At 40.6% G+C, this 16,184-nt stretch carries 15 protein-coding genes; 8 read left to right on the top strand and 7 right to left on the bottom strand.

The genetic code is table 11. The features are described 5' to 3' along the window. The first annotated feature begins 118 nt into the window (after positions 1-118). From lon to H5088_RS08485, 3 genes are all read left to right on the top strand, one after another. Complete coding sequence (gene lon, locus H5088_RS08495) at positions 119-2,488, top strand: endopeptidase La (protein WP_182694190.1); 2,370 nt, start codon at positions 119-121, stop codon at positions 2,486-2,488. A gap of 183 nt (positions 2,489-2,671) precedes the next feature. Next, positions 2,672-2,962 (top strand): HU family DNA-binding protein, encoded by a 291-nt coding sequence (locus tag H5088_RS08490; RefSeq protein ID WP_158000827.1) that lies wholly within the window; start codon positions 2,672-2,674, stop codon positions 2,960-2,962. Positions 2,963-3,133: 171 nt separating this feature from the next. After that, a complete protein-coding gene (locus H5088_RS08485; RefSeq protein WP_182752672.1) occupies positions 3,134-5,035 on the top strand; it encodes a SurA N-terminal domain-containing protein in 1,902 nt (633 codons plus the stop codon). A 53-nt stretch (positions 5,036-5,088) separates the two neighbouring features. Here the strand turns inward: H5088_RS08485 and H5088_RS08480 are convergent, their stop codons facing one another. The 7 genes from H5088_RS08480 to pspF all read right to left on the bottom strand — a co-directional run bounded on the left by H5088_RS08480 (position 5,089) and on the right by pspF (position 12,003). Beyond that, positions 5,089-5,559 (bottom strand): VOC family protein, encoded by a 471-nt coding sequence (locus tag H5088_RS08480; RefSeq protein WP_002958340.1) that lies wholly within the window; start codon positions 5,557-5,559, stop codon positions 5,089-5,091. 88 nt (positions 5,560-5,647) lie between these two features. Beyond that, a complete protein-coding gene (locus H5088_RS08475; RefSeq protein WP_002958339.1) occupies positions 5,648-6,409 on the bottom strand; it encodes an ATP-binding cassette domain-containing protein in 762 nt (253 codons plus the stop codon). Further along, a complete protein-coding gene (locus H5088_RS08470; protein ID WP_002958338.1) occupies positions 6,409-7,401 on the bottom strand; it encodes an oligopeptide/dipeptide ABC transporter ATP-binding protein in 993 nt (330 codons plus the stop codon). Before H5088_RS08470 ends, H5088_RS08475 begins: the two co-directional genes overlap by 1 nt. Continuing rightward, positions 7,402-8,295: an ABC transporter permease subunit gene (locus tag H5088_RS08465; RefSeq protein ID WP_002958337.1), complete on the bottom strand. Its 894-nt coding sequence runs from the start codon at positions 8,293-8,295 to the stop codon at positions 7,402-7,404. It lies immediately after the preceding gene. Then, the gene (locus tag H5088_RS08460; RefSeq protein WP_002958336.1) at positions 8,282-9,316 is read right to left on the bottom strand and encodes an ABC transporter permease subunit; all 1,035 of its coding nucleotides are present in this window, start codon (positions 9,314-9,316) and stop codon (positions 8,282-8,284) included. The genes H5088_RS08465 and H5088_RS08460 overlap by 14 nt, the downstream gene beginning before the upstream one ends. Beyond that, positions 9,316-10,923 (bottom strand): ABC transporter substrate-binding protein, encoded by a 1,608-nt coding sequence (locus tag H5088_RS08455; RefSeq protein WP_024596506.1) that lies wholly within the window; start codon positions 10,921-10,923, stop codon positions 9,316-9,318. Before H5088_RS08455 ends, H5088_RS08460 begins: the two co-directional genes overlap by 1 nt. A 15-nt stretch (positions 10,924-10,938) precedes the next feature. Beyond that, positions 10,939-12,003: a phage shock protein operon transcriptional activator gene (gene pspF / locus H5088_RS08450; RefSeq protein ID WP_182752671.1), complete on the bottom strand. Its 1,065-nt coding sequence runs from the start codon at positions 12,001-12,003 to the stop codon at positions 10,939-10,941. A gap of 186 nt (positions 12,004-12,189) precedes the next feature. Here pspF and pspA point away from each other — a divergent pair, with 186 nt between their 5' ends. From pspA to H5088_RS08425, 5 genes are all read left to right on the top strand, one after another. Then, on the top strand, positions 12,190-12,849 hold the full coding sequence (gene pspA, locus H5088_RS08445; protein WP_007376832.1) for a phage shock protein PspA: 660 nt from the start codon (positions 12,190-12,192) through the stop codon (positions 12,847-12,849). 72 nt (positions 12,850-12,921) lie between these two features. After that, positions 12,922-13,155, top strand: coding sequence for an envelope stress response membrane protein PspB (gene pspB / locus H5088_RS08440; RefSeq protein WP_024596504.1), 234 nt, complete (start codon positions 12,922-12,924; stop codon positions 13,153-13,155). Further along, the gene (gene pspC / locus H5088_RS08435) at positions 13,152-13,553 is read left to right on the top strand and encodes an envelope stress response membrane protein PspC (RefSeq protein WP_024596503.1); all 402 of its coding nucleotides are present in this window, start codon (positions 13,152-13,154) and stop codon (positions 13,551-13,553) included. The genes pspB and pspC overlap by 4 nt, the downstream gene beginning before the upstream one ends. Before the next feature lie 63 nt (positions 13,554-13,616). Further along, positions 13,617-15,035, top strand: a complete 1,419-nt coding sequence (locus H5088_RS08430) for a YcjX family protein (protein WP_182752670.1) — start codon at positions 13,617-13,619, stop codon at positions 15,033-15,035. Beyond that, entirely contained in the window at positions 15,032-16,054 is a 1,023-nt protein-coding gene (locus H5088_RS08425; RefSeq protein WP_182752669.1) for a TIGR01620 family protein, read from the top strand. The genes H5088_RS08430 and H5088_RS08425 overlap by 4 nt, the downstream gene beginning before the upstream one ends. The last annotated feature ends 130 nt before the right edge of the window (positions 16,055-16,184 follow it).

The following is a 16,184-nucleotide window of genomic DNA, read 5'->3' as shown; positions in this document are numbered from 1 at the left end:
AGGCTCCTTTTTTTATAATTAATTTAATCGAGTTAGGGAAAATTGTTGAACTTTAATTAGGTTATCCCCATATACTTGAGTAATCTTTAAAATAAATGAAGTGCGAAGAGAAACTATAATGACGCTTGAGAGAACCGACCGAGTCGAAATCCCAGTCCTTGCACTGCGCGATGTTGTGGTATACCCGCACATGGTGATCCCGCTTTTTGTTGGCCGTGAAAAATCAATAAAATGCCTAGAAGCGGCAATGGACAAAGACAAACAAATTTTCTTGGTTGCACAAAAAGATGCAACTGTAGATGAACCAGAGCAAGATGATATTTATCGTATCGGTACTATTGCCACTGTACTTCAGTTATTAAAATTACCAGACGGTACAGTTAAAGTTTTAGTGGAAGGTACACAGCGCGCACAAATTGAAGAATTTGTAGATAACGATGACTTTTTTGTCGCTAATGCTCAATTTATTGAATCTGATTCTGTAGATGAACAAGAGCAAGATATTTTTATCCGAAGCGCAATTAGCCAGTTTGAAGGCTATGTAAAGCTAAATAAAAAAATTCCACCTGAAGTACTAACTTCGGTTTCAGGTATTGATGAGCCAGCACGTCTTGCCGACACAATGGCAGCGCATATGCCGCTTAAAGTACCTGAAAAACAAAAAGTGCTCGAAATTTCAAGTGTCACAGAACGTCTTGAATATTTAATGGCACTAATGGAAGGCGAAATAGACTTATTGCAAGTTGAGAAGAAAATTCGTACCCGCGTTAAAAAGCAGATGGAAAAATCTCAGCGCGAGTATTACCTCAATGAGCAAATGAAAGCCATTCAAAAAGAACTTGGTGAGCTTGATGATGTGCCTGATGAATTTGAAGCGCTTAAAAAGCGTATTGAAGATTCTGGCATGCCTGATGAAGCTAAAGAAAAGGCAACTACAGAGCTCAATAAGCTTAAAATGATGTCGCCAATGTCTGCAGAAGCAACTGTAGTGCGTTCATACATAGATACATTAATTAATGTGCCATGGAAAAAACGCTCTAAAGTGAAAAAAGACTTAGCAGGCGCACAAAAAATTCTTGATAGCGATCATCACGGCTTAGATAAAGTAAAAGAACGCATTATTGAGTACCTCGCAGTACAACAGCGTACTAATAAGCTCAAAGGGCCAATTTTATGTTTAGTTGGACCACCAGGTGTTGGTAAAACATCACTTGGGCAATCTATTGCACGTTCTACTGGTCGTAAGTATGTTCGTATGGCGCTTGGCGGCGTACGTGATGAAGCTGAGATTCGCGGTCATCGTCGTACATACATAGGTTCAATGCCAGGTAAGCTAATTCAAAACATGACAAAAGTGGGCGTTAAAAACCCATTATTCTTATTAGATGAAATCGATAAAATGTCATCAGATATGCGCGGCGATCCAGCATCAGCATTGTTAGAGGTGCTTGATCCGGAGCAAAACAGTCATTTTGCCGATCACTATCTTGAAGTCGATTACGATTTATCTGACGTTATGTTTGTAGCAACATCAAACAGCTTTAACATTCCTGGTCCATTATTGGACCGTATGGAAGTTATTCGCTTGTCGGGTTACACCGAAGATGAAAAGCTAAACATTGCAAAAGAGCACTTAATTACTAAACAAGTTAAACGTAACGGCTTAAAAGAGTCTGAAATAGTTATCGAAGACAGCGCAATTATTGGCATTATTCGTTATTACACACGTGAAGCGGGTGTACGTAACTTAGAGCGCGAAATTTCGAAACTATGCCGTAAAGCCGTTAAAAATATCTTACTTGAAAAAGACACTAAAATAGTGACCATCAATCAAGATAACCTAGAAGAGTTTTTAGGTGTGCAGCGCTTTGACTATGGCAAAGCTGAAGATGGCGACCGTATTGGTCAAGTTACAGGCTTAGCATGGACAGAAGTTGGCGGTGATTTGCTAACAATTGAATGTGCGGCAGTGCCAGGTAAAGGCAAGTTAAGTTACACCGGCTCTCTTGGCGATGTAATGCAAGAGTCGATTCAAGCTGCAATGACGGTTGTGCGTAATCGAGCAGATACTTTCCGTATTAACAGCGACTTTTACGAAAAACGTGATATTCACGTACACGTACCTGAGGGCGCAACACCAAAAGATGGTCCTAGTGCGGGCGCAGCAATGGTAACGGGTCTTGTATCTAGCTTAACGGGTAATCCTGTACGAGCAGATGTTGCTATGACTGGTGAAATTACACTACGCGGTGAAGTACTTCCGATTGGTGGTTTAAAAGAGAAGTTATTAGCGGCGCATCGTGGTGGAATTAAAACAGTGATCATTCCAAAAATTAACGAACGTGACTTAAAAGAGATACCAGACAACGTGCTGGCAGGTCTTGATATTCACCCAGTTACTTGGATTGACGAGGTGTTAAAGCTTGCTTTAGTGCATCCTGTTGAGAGTTTTTCGGTCGAAACACCTAAAAACCAAGAAAAAACATAAAAAAAGTGCTTTTTAGGGCTTTTCAAATCTAAACGGTATGATAAGTTAAGCACTGGTTTTCAAGCCTAGCCCTTACGGGGCCTAGGCTTAAGAAAAATATAATAATGTGGGCATTAAAAGTTTGCTCTAAAATTTTCAAAAAAGTGATGTTAGTTTAAAAAACCATCGCTCTTGATAATAACAATGAAAGAGGATGATATTGTGAATAAATCTCAATTAATCGATCAAATCGCAGCTGATGCTGACATTTCTAAAGCGGCTGCAGGTCGTGCACTAGATTCATTCATCGAATCTGTATCTGGCGCGCTAAAAGATGGCGACTCAGTTGCACTTGTAGGTTTTGGTACTTTCTCAGTACGTGAACGTGCTGCACGTTCAGGCCGTAACCCGCAAACTGGTGAAACTATCCAAATTGCTGCTGCAACTATTCCAGCTTTCAAAGCCGGTAAAGCGCTTAAAGACGCAGTAAACTAATCACTGTTTTAAACACATTAGTTATGGCGAGTGTAAAGTTACTGATTCACCACAACAGATGAGTTAAGTAACTTTTCCGCCAGTTACTTCAAGTGAAAAAGCGTATCTGGTAAGATACGCTTTTTTTACATGTGACAAGGTAAAATACCTTGATCAAAAAGAGATAAACAAATGCTTGAGAAAATCAGAGAAGGTTCGCAAGGACCTGTAGCCAAAATAATTTTAGGCGCGGTGATTTTATCTTTTGCCTTAGCAGGGATCGGTAGTTACTTAGGTCAAACCACAGAACAACCCGTTGCTGAAGTAAATGGAATTAAAATTAGTCAAACCGATTTTAACCGTGCTTACCAAAATGAACGTAGCCGTTTAGAGCAACAATTTGGTGAATACTTTACACAAATTGCAGCTGATCCAAATTACATGGCACAAATTCGTCAAGGTGTAGTTGACCGCTTAGTACAACAAGAATTGCAATCACAGCTAGCGGCTGATTTAGGCCTTCGCGTAAGCGACGAAAGTGTACGTAAAACAATTTTAGAATTACCGTACTTTCAAATTGGTGAAAAATTTAATAACGACCGTTACCTACAAGTAATTCGTCAAATGAATTTTCAACCAGACGCTTTTCGTGAATATTTACGTAAAGATATGACACGCAGCCAGGTAGTATCTGCTGTTGCAGGTACAGACTTTGCTCTAGAGAGCGAGCTGAAAAGCGCAATTGCTCTTCAGCAGCAAACTCGTAGTATTGATTACGTAGTTGTAAACAAAGAGGCACTTGCCGCGAATGTTGAAGTATCAGATCAAGAAGTATCTGATTACTACGACTTAAACGCATCTCAATTTTTATCTCCAGAGCTTATCTCAGTAAGTTACATTGAGCTTAAAGCGGCAGATATCAATGTTGAATCGGTAACCGAGGATGACGTTAAAGCGTATTATGAGCAAAACAAAGCACAATACGTTGAGCCAGAAAAGCGTCGCGTATCACATATCTTAATTGATAACAGTGAAGACGATGATGCAGCAAAAGAAAAAGCCAATGCTCTTCATGCACAGCTAGAGCAAGGTGCAGACTTTGCTGAGTTAGCACAATCATCGTCTGACGATATCGTTAGTGGCGAAATGGGCGGCGATCTTGAGTGGATTGAGCGTGATGTAATGGACCCTGCATTTGAAGACGCGGCTTTCGCGCTTGAAAATAAAGGTGATATTTCTGACGTTGTTACTTCTGAGTTTGGTTATCACATAATTAAACTTACTGACATTCAATCACAACAAGTTAAAGCGTATGACGATGTTAAAGCTGACTTACGTGCTGAATTAGAACAAGCTGAAAAAATTGATGCATTTTACGAAAAGCAAACTGAAATGGGTGCACTTGCATTTGAAATTTCAGACCGCTTAGATGATGCTGCAGAAGTTGCTGAAGTGGAAGTTAAATCTACACCTCTTTTAGCACTTAATGCTCTACCAGAGCCGTTAAACAGCCCTGCAGTTGTCACAGCACTAACATCAGTTGATTTACTTGAAGATAAAGTAAATTCTGAAGTTATTGAGCTTGGCGATGAGCATGCAATCATTGTTCGTATTAACGAGCACAAAGCTGCTGCTACTAAGCCGTTAGACGAAGTAAACGAGGAAATTAAAGCGCGTTTAGTGAATGAAAAATCATCTGAGCTTGCTAAAGAAAAGGCACGTAGCTTATTTGCAGAAGTACAAGCAGGTAAGAGCTTAAACGATGTTGCTAACGAGCAAAGCTTAACACTTCGCCAAGAAGCTAAGTTAACACGTCAAAGCTACACTGTTTCACCTGCTATTGTGACTCAAGCTTTTAAAATGGCTCACCCAGCGGATTCTGCGGTAGTCGATCTCGTTAATTTAAATAATGGTGATGCAGCAATTGTTGCGCTTAAGTCGGTAACGGATGCACAAGTTGCAGCTAATATTGACCCTCAAGCAAAACAAAGCATTACTATGGCGCAAGCTAATAAAAACTACATGGTATTTATTGAAGCGCTTAAAGCCAATGCTGAGCTTAACTTACCAACGGCTACACAAACTGTTGAGTAATTAATTTTAGCTCATAAAGAAAGGCGCTTTTAAAGCGCCTTTTTTATTGTCTTTTAATTACCTCTGGCAATAAACTCAATCCGATTGCCGCTAGGCTCTCTTATCATCATATGTTGGGTTGGGCCGCTACCTAAGTTTTCGGGTGCAAACTCTATAATAATATTATTTTGCATTTTTAAGTGTTCATGTAGCTCGCTTAACTTTTTGATACTTTCAACACTGAGTGCTAAATGGTGTAAGCCCACATTTTCTGCTCGATTAAACTCCACACGTTTTGCATCGTTTTTCACGCGCCATAATGTAATGGTTATTTTATTGTTTGATAAAAAATAAGCAGGATAGGCTGGGTCATTCCCTAGCGTTTTAAAGCCAAGTACATCAGTAAAAAATGCTTTGGATGCATCTAAGTTTGATACGGTTAAACCTAAATGATCAACGCCACCAACCCAATTTGTATCAGCAATAGCTGAGGCTGATAGAAGGAGTAATGGGGAAAGGCTAAGTAGTAACTTTTGTTTAAGCATGAGATCTCTTGTTAATTAAATACAATTAACAAGAAGACCTAGTTAAATACGGTTACCTTACAAAAAAGTTAGGTATTTATAATCTGCTTTAGCAGCTTAATAAACGCTGCGTTACTTTTGACTGAGGGTTTTGAAAAACATCTTCAGTAGGACCGTATTCAACCACTTCGCCTTTATCAAGTACAACTACAAAATCACTAATGTGACGTACTAAACTTAAATGATGAGTGATCATCACATACGTAAGGCCTGTATCGCGCTGCAGCTTAAGTAACAAGTTTACTATTTGCGCCCGTATAGAGGGATCTAAAGACGAAACAGCTTCATCAAGTACAATCACCTTAGGATCTAAAATTAATGCACGAGAAAACGCTACACGCTGTAGCTGCCCCACACTAAACATATGCGGGTAGTAGTGTTTATGATCAATTAACAAACCCACCTTAGAAAGCGTTGCATCAATCTTTTCAGTGCGTTCACTAGCATCAAGCTCAGTATTATATTGCAGGCAATCATCAAGCATTTCGCCAATGGTTAAGCCCGGGTTGAGCGATGCAGCTGAATCTTGAAAAATCATACGAATATGGCGACATTGATTATCGCGTACGCCATTATCTTCGATAATATTATTCTCGAGCAAAATTTGCCCGCTATCAGCGCTATCAGCTCCTGAAAGTAGTTTTGCCAACGTACTTTTACCTGCGCCTGTTTCGCCAATTATGGCAATGCTTTCACCTTTACCTACGCAAAATGAAATGTTTTTAAGGACTTCAAACTTTTTACGTGAAAAAAGCCCAGCTCGCACATTAAAGGTTTTACAAAGTGCTTGTACTTTTAACAGTGGCTGCATTACTTCATGTCCTTAATTAACGGGAAGTGACACGCATAACTATGCCCATGATGCTTAGTCAGGGCTGGTGTAACCACACAGGCTTTTTGTGCTTGCGGGCAACGCGGCCCGAGGCGACAGCCAATAGGCAAATGTTGCAGGGTAGGGATAGTCCCTTTAAGTGCATAAAAAGGTTCTTTATGCGCTAAACCTTGTTCGTAGTCTGGCAAGCTTTTTAGTAATGCTTGCGTGTATGGATGGCGAGGCTGTTTGAATATTTCATGGGTTGGGCCTGCTTCAACCATTTGCCCGCAATATAAAACATGAATGCCATGCGACCAATGTGCAATCTCTTCCAGTTCATGAGAGATCATTAAAATAGACATGTTTTTAAGTTGGTTTAAGCTTTTTAGTAACCTAAATACCTGTGCGCGAGTTGTGCTCTCAAGCGCTGTAGTTGGCTCATCTGCTATCAATAGCTTAGGCGTTCGAGCAATGGCCATTGCAATCATTACTTTTTGACATACGCCTTCTGAGAGCTCATGAGGGTAACTACTTAGTACTGCTTCGTGGTTTTTAATGCCCACTTTATGAATAAGCGCTTTTACTCTGTCTTTTCTCTCGCGGTTGCGCTTTAAAAAGAAACCTTTAGTTGCGACCTCTGGGAGTGTTTCGGCAATTTGGTCAAATATTTTAGCGGTTGGGTCAAGGCAGCGACTTGGATCTTGATAGATCATCGCTATATCTTGGCTTACTATTTTACGGCGTTTCTCTGGGCTTAAACGCATTAAGTCTACGCCGCGCCAATGAATACGGTCGGCAGTAATATCCCAGCGTTCGTTCAATACACCAATAATCGCTTTTGCTATTAAGCTTTTGCCAGAGCCAGACTCGCCTACAAGCGCATGTACCTCGCCTTCTTTTAAGCTAAAGCTCACTCTGTCTACGGCTCTAATTACAGTTTCAGAGGTACGTAGTTCAATTGTTAAGTTACGAACATCGAGTAATTGCATTTAATCAGCCTTACGTGCTTTTAGCACTTGTCGCAGGCCATCGCCTACTAAATTAGTAGATAACACGGCTAAAAATAACAGCACACCAGGTAGTGCTACAGTCCACGGCGCTAGATAAATAAGGCCTAAGTTTTCGGCTAATATTGCGCCCCATTCGGTCGTCGGTGGTTGAGCCCCTAATTTTAAAAATCCCAGTGCTGAAATATCTAATATCGCAGTAGAAAGCGCCATCGTGAATATAACCACAATATGCTCATAAATATTAGGGAAAATACCGCGCGATATTATATGCCAATTAGATGCGCCATCGAGTCTAAACGCAGTAATGTAATCTTTACTTAATTCATCAACAATTAGGTTGCGCACCGAGTGAATAAATTGCGGTAGTAACGCTAAAATAATTGCCCATACGGTATTCATTAAACCAGGGCCGAGTATGGCGATTATTATTATTGCCAATAACAAAGAAGGAATAGAAAGTGTTATATCAAGTAAATGATTTAAAAAGCTTGAACGCAACCCTTTACTAATCCCTGCAAAAGTCCCCACTAATACACCAAACAGGGTCGTGATTAGGGCAGCTACAACAGAAAGTCCAAACGTATATGTTGCACCATTCATTAAGCGCGAGAGTACATCACGGCCTAAATCATCGGTGCCTAAAATAAAGCGTACATCGCCCATTTCTCGCCATGAGGGCGGTATGAGTAATGCATCACTATGCTGTTGGTTTACGCCATAGGGCGCTAAAAAAGGAGCAGTGGCGGCCAATAATGCAAACGCCATAAATATCCATAAACCAACCAAAGCTGGGTGATTGTTTTTAAATTTGCGCCAAAATCGCGCAAGTGGCGATTTATTCGACTCTTCAGAAAATAAATTAAACTTTGCCATGGGCCTGATTCCGCGAGAGTGGATCGAATAAAGTGTAAGTAAGCTCAGCAGTAATAGAGGCTAAAATAACAAATAAAGACACCGCCATTAATCCACCTTGAATAGCTGGAAAGTCACGCTGATAAATACTATCGATTAACCATCGGCCAATACCCGGCCAAGAAAAAATAACTTCAGTAATCATCGCAAGTGTTATCAAGGTGCTAAATTGCAAACCAATTTGCTTAATTACCGGTAGTAGTGCATTACGCAGTGCATGGTGCATGATAAGTTGACGGCGGTTAAGGCCTTTTGCCCTAGCTGTTTTAATAAAGTTTTGATCCATTACCTTAAGCATAGACTCGCGAGTAAAGCGCACTAATACCGTGGTTGGATACATGGCCAGTACAATAGTAGGGAGTGTTAAATGGCGCAGCGCATCAACAAAGGCCATTCCTTTATATGGAAATCCAGCTAGAGCAATATCAATTAATATAAACCCTGTACTGGCGGGTATTTCGTAAAGGAGGCCCATTCTGCCCGACATTGGAAACCAGCCAAGCTTTAATGAAAAAACCATTATTAACAACAATGCGAGCCAAAACACAGGCATTGAATAACCTACCATAGTGACAGAGTTTATAAGTTTGTCGGGCCAGCGTTTATGATAGCCAGAGCCTAAAATGCCAGTAGGTACACCAATAACAACCGATACAATTAATGCATATACGCTTAGCTCTAAAGTAGCCGGTAGTAAGTCAATAATATGGCTAAACACGCTGTTACCAGAGGCAAATGAAAGCCCCCAATCGCCTTGAAATATTCTCCCTAAAAAGGCAATGTATTGCATAAAGTAATTGCTGTTGTATAAATATTTATCCTCAAGCTCACTATGCTGTGCAAAGTTACCACTTGGTATGCCACTTAAATTACTTAGCGGATCACCGGGAAATAAATACGCCAGTGAAAACGTAAATACGCTGAGCATTAGTATCATAAAAAAGAACAAACCAAGGCGACGTAAAATATAATCTAAGATCATTATTTTTTCCTCGCATTAGCAAGCGAAATAGCACCAAACGGGCCAAGTGTTATGCCTTCCACATCAGCGCTACTTGCTTGAAAGCGCAAGCCATGAGCAATTGGTAATAACGGCAACTCTTTAATAATTAAGCTTTGTGCATCTTCGTAGTATTTTTTACGTTTATTTAAATCAGTGGTGTCTAGTGCTTTAGTAAGCAATAAATCAAATTGGGGATTACACCAGTTTGCAGGGTTTTTGCCACTAAAAGTAGCGGTACAACTCAGCAGCGGGCTAAAAAAGTTATCAGGGTCGGGTGTATCTGCGGCCCAACCAAGTAATACACTGTCGTGCCTATGCTCGCCAATACGTTGAATAAACGTATTCCACTCATATTCTACAATACTGACGTTAACGCCTACTTTGCGTAAATCACTTTGCATAAGCTCAGCCATTTTACGTGCGTTGGGATTATAAATACGACTCACAGGCATAGCCCATATCGTCATATCAAAGCCATTAGGCAACCCTGCTTCAATAAGTAATTTTTTAGCAAGTTCTGGATCAAACGTAGGTATATCTTCTTGTGGCTCAAATGCCCAAGAGGTTGGCGGCAAAATAGATTGTGCGCGAGTACCGTTACCGTAATAAACCGCCTGCATTATTTTATCTACATCTATTGCGTGCGCAAGCGCTTGGCGTACGCGTAAGTCGTCAAACGGAGCACGCTCTGTATTAAATGCCCAATAACCTATGTTTAAGTTTGTTTCTTTTTCGACGTTTATATCATCACGTTGCGCTAAAATGCTCAATTGCGCACTACTTGGATGAGCCGTTACATCGCACTCTTTAGTCAGCATTTTTGCTATGCGCGTAGTGCCGTTAGGGGTTATATCGTAAACCAATTGCTCAAGTGCAACGTCATGCTTCCAATAAAGTGGGTTACGGTAAAAGCGCACAAGATGATCTCGGCGGTATTCTTTATAAATATACGGGCCGGTGCCAATAGGGTACTGATCAAATAGGTTCTTTTGATTATTTTTCTTAAGTTTCATGGCGTATTCTTCTGAAAGCACCACGGCAAAGTCGGTAGCCATATTAGCTAAAAAACTACTTTCAGGATTAAACAATTCAAAACGGACTTGGTAGTCAGACACGCGCACAATTTTGCGAATAAGTTGATCAATTCCTACACTTTGAAAATACGGGTAATCAGCATCGCCCACAAAGTGATATGGATTATATACATCGAATAATCGGCTAAAGGTGAATATAACGTCGTCGGCGTTAAAGTCCCGCGATGGGGTAAAATAAGAAGTTGTATGAAACTTTACATCTTTACGCAGGGTAAAGGTAACCGATTTACCATCTTTGCTAATTTTCCAATCGGTCGCCAGCTCACTTTGAAACTCTGCCGTAACAGGGTCAATGCTAATTAAGCGGTCGTATAATTGGTTAGCAATTATATCAATAGTTGAACCGGTGGTCGTGACTTGCGGATTAAACGACACAGGGTTAGCTTCAGCGCAATAAACTAAGCCTTGGTTTTTTTCTTCTATGATTTCTTCTTTGCTATCAAGGCAACCAACTAAAGTGGTGGTAAGCAAAACAAGTAATAATTTATGCACCCGCATAACCTCTGACTATTGTTGATCCAACAAGTTGTATTTTTTAAGATAACCACGTAATTGATGATACGTTAAACCAAGTACTTCTGCAGTTTTCTTTTGATTAAATTGGCTATGTTCGAGTGCTTTATTAATCATGTTTATTTCAAAGTCGTTTGAATGCTCTTTTAAGCTGCACGGAAATTGAATATCGACGGCTACATTACTGCTTGCTTGAGCAATCGGTGGCGCAACAACAATAGGCTCGGCATTAACCGTTTGAGCTGCTATAGGTGCTTTAATGCGCGCTTTTGGTCTAAATGGGCTATCGAATGGGTCTAAAATAATCTGGTGAACGGGAATATGTTCACTACCGTGGCGATACAAACTGCGTTCAACCACATTTTTAAGTTCACGAATATTACCAGGCCAATCATAACTAAGCAGTGTTTCTGTTGCGCTTCGGGTAAAACCGCTAAACAGTTCCCACTCTAAATCGCGCGCCATATTCATCGCAAACTGCTCAGCAAGAAGCATAATATCGTCTTGGCGTTCGCGCAGTGGTGGCAGGGTAATTACATCAAAGGCAAGGCGATCGAGTAAATCACTTCTAAATTCACCTTGCTCGGCCAAATAAGGAAGATCTTCGTTTGTCGCACACACTAAGCGGGTATCTACTTTTACAGTTTGTTTGCCGCCAACACGTTCAAACTCACCGTATTCTATAACGCGCAGCAGTTTTTCTTGTACCATAGCTGAGGTATTAGCTAATTCATCTAAAAACAGTGTGCCGCTGTTAGCGCGTTCAAAACGACCTTCGTGACGTTTACTTGCCCCCGTAAAAGCACCGCTTTCGTGGCCAAATAACTCACTTTCGAGTAGGTTTTCGTTAAGCGCTGCACAGTTAAGCTTTACGTAGTTTTGATCCCAGCGTTTTGATAAAAAGTGTAAGCGTGCTGCTATTAGCTCTTTACCTGTGCCGCGTTCACCAATAATAAGTACCGGTTTATCTAAATTAGCCAGTTGCGATACCTGATCTAATACAGACAGAAAGCTATCTGATTGGCCGAGTAAATTATCCTGTTGGCGATATTGGCTCATATTTCCTAACTCTTGGTCATTTTTACTAACAGTTAGTGTATTTCATAATTAGGGATAACTAAAGAAATTTGTATATTTAGTTTAACGTAATGAAAATAAAGTGTATTTTAACTTTTAAAAAGTTGGCAAGCATATTGATACTAGTTATAGCAGACTAACTAAGTTTTAATTACAGAGGTAAATGTTATGGGAATTTTTTCACGTTTTGCAGATATTGTTAATTCTAATATCAACGCCATTTTAGATAAAGCAGAAGACCCAGAAAAAATGGTTCGTCTGATTATTCAAGAAATGGAAGATACGCTTGTTGAAGTACGTTCTACATCAGCTAAAACATTGGCTGAGAAAAAAGAAATTGTACGCCGCTTAGATACACTTAAAGCGCAGGTAAGTGATTGGCAAGATAAAGCCGAACTGGCTTTAAGTAAAGACCGCGACGATTTAGCGCGTTCAGCCTTACTTGAAAAGCAAAAGTCGGCAGATGCAGTTGCTTCAGTAGCGAGTGAGCTTGAACATGTAGAGTCTCATATTGAGAAATTACAGCAAGAAGTAACGACGCTACAAGAAAAGCTAGCAGATGCTAAATCTCGTCAAAAGGCAATTATACTTCGCCAACGTTCGGCTGAGTCGCGCCTTGAAGTGAAAAAGACACTTGATAGCTCAAAAGTAGAAGAAGCACTTAACCGCTTTGAACGTTACGAAACCAAAATTGATGGACTAGAATCTCAAATTGAGTCGTACGATTTAGGTAAAAAGACGTTAGCGGATGAAATTGCTAATCTACAAAAAAATGAAAAGATAGATGATGAGCTAGCCGAACTTAAAAAGAAGTTAGCTGATAAATAATTACATATAAAAATATATGGGGCCCTTGTGCCCCAGCTTAAAAACATCAAAACGGATTGTCAGGAGAGGATTATGTTTGATCCAGAGATATTAGTTGCACCATTTATCTTGTTTATGATTTTTGTTGCTCCGCTGTGGCTAATTTTGCACTACCGTAGCAAGAAACAAGTAAGCCAAGGTTTAAGTGAGCACGAACATCGCCAATTACTTGAGCTTGCACACAAAGCTGAAAAAATGGCTGATCGATTAGAAACACTTGAAGCATTGCTTGATCAAGAGTCACCACAATGGAGACGCAAAGTATGAGTGCCAAACGCGAATTATTAAGAGACCCACAACGCGGTAAAATAGCCGGTGTGTGTGCGGGATTAAGTGACTACTTTAATATGGAGTTATGGTTAGTTCGCATTATATTTGTTAGTGCGGTACTGCTAACGGGTGGCCCATTATTTGTGGTAGCGTATATTGCAGCCTGGTTCATTTTAGATAAAAAAGAGCCCGCAACAGCGCAAACAAAAAGCTCAACTAAAACTGATGATCCGCTAGAAGTAAAATTTAAAGTATGGCAAAAAGGCGAGCCGCCGCGCCGCGCATTGCAAGATTTAAAAGAGCGTTTAACGCGTGTAGATACTCGCCTTCAAGATATGGAGCGCCATGTAACTTCAAGCGAGTTTACGGTGAGCCGTGAAATTAACAAACTTTAAAGGATTTAATAGCACCTTATTTGCAGCGTGATAAATTACGGCAAATTAGGTGCAAGACACTTTATGAGCCAATCATTTGCAAAAAAGACCTTTAAAAGCATTCAAGGCAAAGCACAAAAAGCCCTTCATCGCAGTTTAGACCAACACGTAAAGCTTGCCGTAACTGGCCTAAGTGGTAGTGGTAAAACTGCCTTTATTACCGCGCTTGTTAAACACTTAACAACCCAAGCGGACGATAAAAACTTACCTTTTTTTGATGTAATGCGCGAGCACCGCCATGTTGCCACTAAAGTTGTGCCGCAAGAGGCGTTAAAAGTCCCTACATTTAATTATACGCGCGCGCTAAATTCATTATTACCTAGCGATGGGATGCCTACATGGCCTGCATCAACTGAGCGGATTAATACGCTGCGCTTGGCAATAAAGTATCAAAGCAACGCAGGGCTGCGTGGGCACTTTTCGCCGCAAACAACGCTTTATTTAGATATTATTGACTACCCGGGTGAATGGCTCCTTGATTTACCTATGCTTGAGCAAAGCTATTCTCAATGGTGCGAGCAGCAATATCCGTTATTAACTCAGCCTTCGCGCGTAAATACATCAAGTGATTTTCTAGCAGCCGTTGAGCAACTTGATTTAAATGCACCTGTAGATGAAAACGCACTGGCTCATATTGCTCAGCTTTATCAAAGCATGTTAGTAGGGCTTAAAAAAGACACCAAACTTGCCATGCTACAACCAGGGCGTATGCTTATGCCTGGCGACTTACAAGGGGCGCCATTGTTATTGTTTTTTCCGGTATCGGGCGAAGTAAATAGTGATGATGTCGTTGCGGGTTCTAATTTAGCGCATTTAATTAAGCGCTTTAACGCCTATATAAAAGAAGTTGTAAAACCATTTTATAATGAGCATTTTAGGCACTTCGATCGCCAAATCGTACTTGTAGATGTACTTAGTGCATTAAACGAAGGGCACGAAACCCTTCAAGAGCAAAGCAGTGTAATAAACCAATTACTTGCACACTTTAACTATGGTGAATCAGGCTTTTTTAAACGTTTATTTAAGCCAAACATAGACAAAATATTATTTGCAGCTAATAAGTCAGATCACATAAGTGCAAAACACCATAAAGATTTAGCACTACTGCTTGATTCGCTCGTGCATGAGCAAAGTAATCATTTAAAGTTTGATGGTGTGCAAATAGAAACTATGGCCATGTCGTCAATTACAGCAACGCAGCCGCGCCAAATTGCCGACAAAGGCCAAACGCTTGACTGTATTTACGGCAAGCCATTACACGAGCTTGATTGGCTTACGTATTTACCGCCGCAACCTCCCTCGCGGATGCTTAATAAAAGTGAGTGGCCAGCACAGGGATTTGAGTTTTTATCGTTTTCTCCAATGCCGAGCCCCGATAAACAACTAAAACATATTCGATTAGATCATGTCATGCAGTACCTGCTAGGAGACAAATTAACATGAGTGAGTCAAACCAAACATTTCAAGCAGGGCGTCGCATAGATACGCAAAGCATTGAACAAAACGAACCCGTTTTAGCACCTGCAAAAATTATTCAACACGGGCAAAGTGATTACGAAGAACTTGAAGATGAAGCACTAGAGCCAGAAATAGATCTGGAGCCTGTGTACAAAAAGTCAAAGTGGCAAACGCTTAAAGGTGTTTTTGCTATTAGTTTTATAGTACTGGTGCTTTTAGAATTTGCGTACTCGTTATTATTTGCTTTCGAGCAGTCAATTATTTTAGGCAGTGTTTATTTAACCGCAGTTGTAAGTGGCGTACTGCTAATAGGGCGCTTATTGTGGCGAGAGTACCGAATGCTGCGCAGTTTAAAGCGTAACCAATTGCACCGGGTTGAAGCCGACAGGCTTTTAAACAGCGAGCAAGTAGGCGGTGCATTACCTTGGCTCGAAAAGCTCAATAAACATCAGGAGCTTGATAACTTTGAAACCTTTAAAAACCAAGTAGCGATGCATCACAGCGACAAAGAAATAATGACGCTGTACGCCAACAGTTTATTAATAACCCAAGACACCAAAGCTAAAAAGCTTATAAATCGGTTTGCGAGTGAATCTGCACTGCTAGTTGCCCTAAGCCCACTTGCGCTGGTGGATATGATGGCTGTGCTTTGGCGCGGTACTAAGTTAATAGAACAAATTGGTAAAATTTACGGCATTGGTTTTGGCTACGCGAGCCGTATAAAGTTATACCGCATGTTGATAAAACAAGTAATGTTTGTTGGCAGTGCAGAGCTTGTATCTGACCTTGCTGCAACTGCACTAAGTGCTGAGCTTTTAGGTAAGCTTTCGGGGCGGGCAGCGCAAGGGGTTAGTGCTGGTATTTTTACAGCGCGTATTGGTTACAAAGCAATGGAGCTTAGTCGCCCATTACCAAGGCTTGAAAACAAGCGCAGCTTACTAAAAGGCACTGTGCAAAGCATCGCAGGTAAAATTATGAGCCGCAAAAAGGCGGAACCAACGTAGTAAAGGTAGTGGCAATATTTGTGTACAAACGTGCGCTGCACGGTTTTTACACAAATAGCCATCTGAGCATCCGGCATGCTTGCTGTTTGTAAGCGCATACGTTTTGATTGTTGAATCGCAAAAACATAAT

Source organism: Pseudoalteromonas sp. SR43-3, assembly GCF_014163875.1.
In the GTDB taxonomy this organism is placed as follows: Bacteria; Pseudomonadota; Gammaproteobacteria; order Enterobacterales; family Alteromonadaceae; genus Pseudoalteromonas; species Pseudoalteromonas distincta.
This window is presented reverse-complemented; position numbering and strand designations above follow the sequence as displayed.

Coding starts and splice junctions, on each gene's coding strand:
- H5088_RS08475 (WP_002958339.1), bottom strand. CDS start 6,409: ATGCAGCCACTGTTAAAAGTACAAGCACTTTGTAAAACCTTTAATGTG.
- H5088_RS08485 (WP_182752672.1), top strand. CDS start 3,134: ATGCTTGAGAAAATCAGAGAAGGTTCGCAAGGACCTGTAGCCAAAATA.
- pspB (WP_024596504.1), top strand. CDS start 12,922: ATGTTTGATCCAGAGATATTAGTTGCACCATTTATCTTGTTTATGATT.
- H5088_RS08425 (WP_182752669.1), top strand. CDS start 15,032: ATGAGTGAGTCAAACCAAACATTTCAAGCAGGGCGTCGCATAGATACG.
- pspA (WP_007376832.1), top strand. CDS start 12,190: ATGGGAATTTTTTCACGTTTTGCAGATATTGTTAATTCTAATATCAAC.
- pspC (WP_024596503.1), top strand. CDS start 13,152: ATGAGTGCCAAACGCGAATTATTAAGAGACCCACAACGCGGTAAAATA.
- H5088_RS08470 (WP_002958338.1), bottom strand. CDS start 7,401: ATGCAATTACTCGATGTTCGTAACTTAACAATTGAACTACGTACCTCT.
- pspF (WP_182752671.1), bottom strand. CDS start 12,003: ATGAGCCAATATCGCCAACAGGATAATTTACTCGGCCAATCAGATAGC.
- H5088_RS08465 (WP_002958337.1), bottom strand. CDS start 8,295: ATGGCAAAGTTTAATTTATTTTCTGAAGAGTCGAATAAATCGCCACTT.
- H5088_RS08480 (WP_002958340.1), bottom strand. CDS start 5,559: ATGCTTAAACAAAAGTTACTACTTAGCCTTTCCCCATTACTCCTTCTA.
- H5088_RS08490 (WP_158000827.1), top strand. CDS start 2,672: ATGAAAGAGGATGATATTGTGAATAAATCTCAATTAATCGATCAAATC.
- H5088_RS08460 (WP_002958336.1), bottom strand. CDS start 9,316: ATGATCTTAGATTATATTTTACGTCGCCTTGGTTTGTTCTTTTTTATG.
- H5088_RS08430 (WP_182752670.1), top strand. CDS start 13,617: ATGAGCCAATCATTTGCAAAAAAGACCTTTAAAAGCATTCAAGGCAAA.
- lon (WP_182694190.1), top strand. CDS start 119: ATGACGCTTGAGAGAACCGACCGAGTCGAAATCCCAGTCCTTGCACTG.